General features: G+C 45.1%; 2 protein-coding genes and 1 pseudogene. 1 reads left to right on the top strand and 2 read right to left on the bottom strand.

Going from position 1 to position 2725, the window contains the following annotated elements; translation table 11 throughout:
- The coding region (gene cphA / locus IQ229_RS22925; RefSeq protein ID WP_194047700.1) for a cyanophycin synthetase at positions 1 to 2005 on the top strand (2005 nt) is incomplete at its 5' end.
- 48 nt (positions 2006 to 2053) lie between these two features.
- On the opposite strand, the gene tatA is transcribed toward cphA, so the two are convergent.
- Positions 2054 to 2227, bottom strand: a complete 174-nt coding sequence (gene tatA / locus IQ229_RS22920) for a twin-arginine translocase TatA/TatE family subunit (protein WP_094348761.1) — start codon at positions 2225 to 2227, stop codon at positions 2054 to 2056.
- Positions 2228 to 2308: 81 nt separating this feature from the next.
- Positions 2309 to 2725, bottom strand: a pseudogene (locus IQ229_RS22915) (serine/threonine protein kinase); the annotation flags it as partial.

The following is a 2725-nucleotide window of genomic DNA, read 5'->3' as shown; positions in this document are numbered from 1 at the left end:
ACCCAGAGGTACAGTAATCAACTTCTTAGACGACTTAGAACAAGCCATTGAATTCGTTGGCGGCTATCCCATCGTCATCAAGCCACTAGATGGCAATCATGGACGTGGGATCACCATTGATATTAGAACTTGGGAAGAAGCTGAAGCCGGATATGAAGCTGCCAGACAAGTTTCCCGATCAATTATTGTCGAAAGATATTATGTAGGGCGCGACCACAGGGTACTAGTCGTAAATGGCAAAGTAGTAGCAGTAGCCGAACGCGTTCCGGCTCATGTCATTGGCAACGGTAGATCCACTATTGCCGAACTGATTGAAGAAACAAACCTTGACCCAAATCGTGGTGAAGGACACGATAACGTTCTGACCAAGATTGAACTAGACCGCACCAGCTACCAGCTGCTAGAAAGACAAGGTTATACCCTAAATAGCGTGCCACCCAAAGGTACTATTTGTTATCTCAGGGCAACGGCAAACTTGAGTACAGGTGGTAGTGCCGTTGACCGTACCGATGAAATTCACCCAGAAAATCTTTGGTTGGCACAACGAGTAGTCAAGATAATCGGTTTGGATATTGCCGGACTCGATATCGTCACCACAGATATTAGCCGTCCTCTGCGGGAAGTGGATGGCGTAATTGTCGAAGTTAACGCTGCTCCCGGTTTTCGGATGCACGTTGCCCCAAGCGTGGGTATTCCCCGTAACGTCGCTGGTGCAGTGATGGATATGCTGTTTCCTAACGAGCAATCTAGCCAAATTCCCATCCTCAGCATCACGGGTACTAATGGCAAAACCACCACTACTCGACTACTAGCACATATTTATAAACAGACTGGAAAAGTAGTAGGTTATACTACTACCGATGGAACATATATCGGTGATTACTTAGTAGAAGCTGGCGATAATACGGGCCCCCAAAGTGCCCACGTCATCCTCCAAGATCCCACAGTAGAAGTAGCAGTACTGGAAACGGCTCGCGGTGGCATTCTCCGCTCTGGATTGGGCTTTGAAGCCGCAAATGTAGGGGTGGTATTGAATGTAGCATCCGACCATTTAGGAATCGGTGATATAGATACCATTGAGCAGTTAGCTAATCTCAAAAGTGTAGTAGCGGAAGCTGTATTCCCTGATGGCTATGCGGTACTTAATGCTGATGATCGCCGCGTCGCCGCTATGTCAGAAAAAACTAAAGCTAATATTGCTTACTTCACCATGAATCCCGATTCGGAATTAGTGCGGAAGCACATTCAAAAGGGTGGAGTAGCGGCAGTATATGAAAATGGCTATTTGTCAATTGTTAAAGGTGATTGGACACACCGCATAGAAAGAGCTGAAAATATACCTTTAACAATGGGCGGACGTGCGCCGTTTATGATTGCCAATGCTTTAGCAGCAAGTTTGGCAGCGTTTGTGCAAAACGTCACAATTGAGCAGATTCGTGCTGGTTTGAAGACCTTCCGGGCTTCAGTTAGCCAAACACCGGGACGAATGAATCTATTTAATTTGGGCAACTACCACGCTTTGGTGGACTATGCCCACAACGCAGCCAGTTACGAAGCGGTAGGTTCCTTTGTGCGGAACTGGACTACAGGACAACGAATTGGCGTAATTGGCGGGCCAGGCGATCGCCGCGACGAAGATTTTGTTACTTTAGGTAAATTAGCAGCGCAAATTTTTGATTACATCATCATCAAAGAAGACGATGATACACGGGGACGCTTACGGGGTTCAGCTGCCCAGTTGATTATTCAAGGCATCACGGAAGTTAAGCCTGATACCCGCTATGAATCAATTCTGGATGAAACCCAAGCGATCAATAAAGGCTTAGACATGGCTCCTGATAACAGTCTGGTGGTAATTTTGCCAGAAAGCGTTACTCGCGCAATTAAGTTAATTAAGCTGCGTGGTTTAGCCAAGGAAGAGACACACCAAGCAAATCCCGGCACAACTATCATTGATTCCCAAAATGGGATCGCGCCTTCTTCTGTGGTGAATACCTTGCTGTAGCCAGGAATCAGGAGAAAGCAGTGTGCTGGCTCCTCCTGACTCTTTTAATTACTGTTTTTCTTCTTCCTGATTAGTTTCCTCGCTGGGAGTTTTCATCTCCTCCTTAAAACCTCGTAGGGTTTTGCCCAGTGCAGTTCCCAGTTCAGGAATTTTTTTTGGGCCGAAAATTAGAATAGCGACTATGCTAATTACAGCTATTTCTGGCCATCCCAGTCCAAACATATAAATTTCCTCTAAGGCATCTGTAATTAAATATAGACATTGATGGCTCACATCCCATAAGTTCGCCACTGATCGGCGCAACTAACTTTTCATTGGATTGGTAATTGGCAAACCTAACCAACCGCTTAATTCATGAGCCAGCCATTCCAGTTCAGCTTCCGATTTAATTGCACCATCACTACCACCAAGTTGATATTTTTTTACTCCTACCCAAATATCCAATTGTGCGGAAACGGCAATTCTCGTACCTTCAGAATCTTTCGTAAAATGTTTGGGAATGTAAACTAATTTATTAATACTTTGTTTTGGCGATGCACGGGGACGATAAAATTTCCAAGCAAACAACTCCCAAGTTAGGGAAATTTGTTCTGGATTCAGGCGTAAGCATATGCGCCCAAAAAAATGAAAGAAAAATTTATACACCATCATCAAGCCAGCACCCCAAAATGGAAGTGAGAATAAGGCAAAGGGGATGTTGACAGGAAAAGGTGCTGAAAG

The organism is Nostoc cf. edaphicum LEGE 07299 (assembly GCF_015207245.1).
GTDB classification, from domain to species: domain Bacteria; phylum Cyanobacteriota; class Cyanobacteriia; order Cyanobacteriales; family Nostocaceae; genus Nostoc; species Nostoc edaphicum_B.
The sequence above is the reverse complement of the archived record's forward strand: the minus strand, read 5'-3'. Positions and strand labels throughout refer to the sequence as shown.

Bases quoted from the DNA above. Each gene is read 5' to 3' on its own strand.
- tatA (WP_094348761.1), bottom strand. From the start codon at position 2,227: ATGTTTGGACTGGGATGGCCAGAAATAGCTGTAATTAGCATAGTCGCT.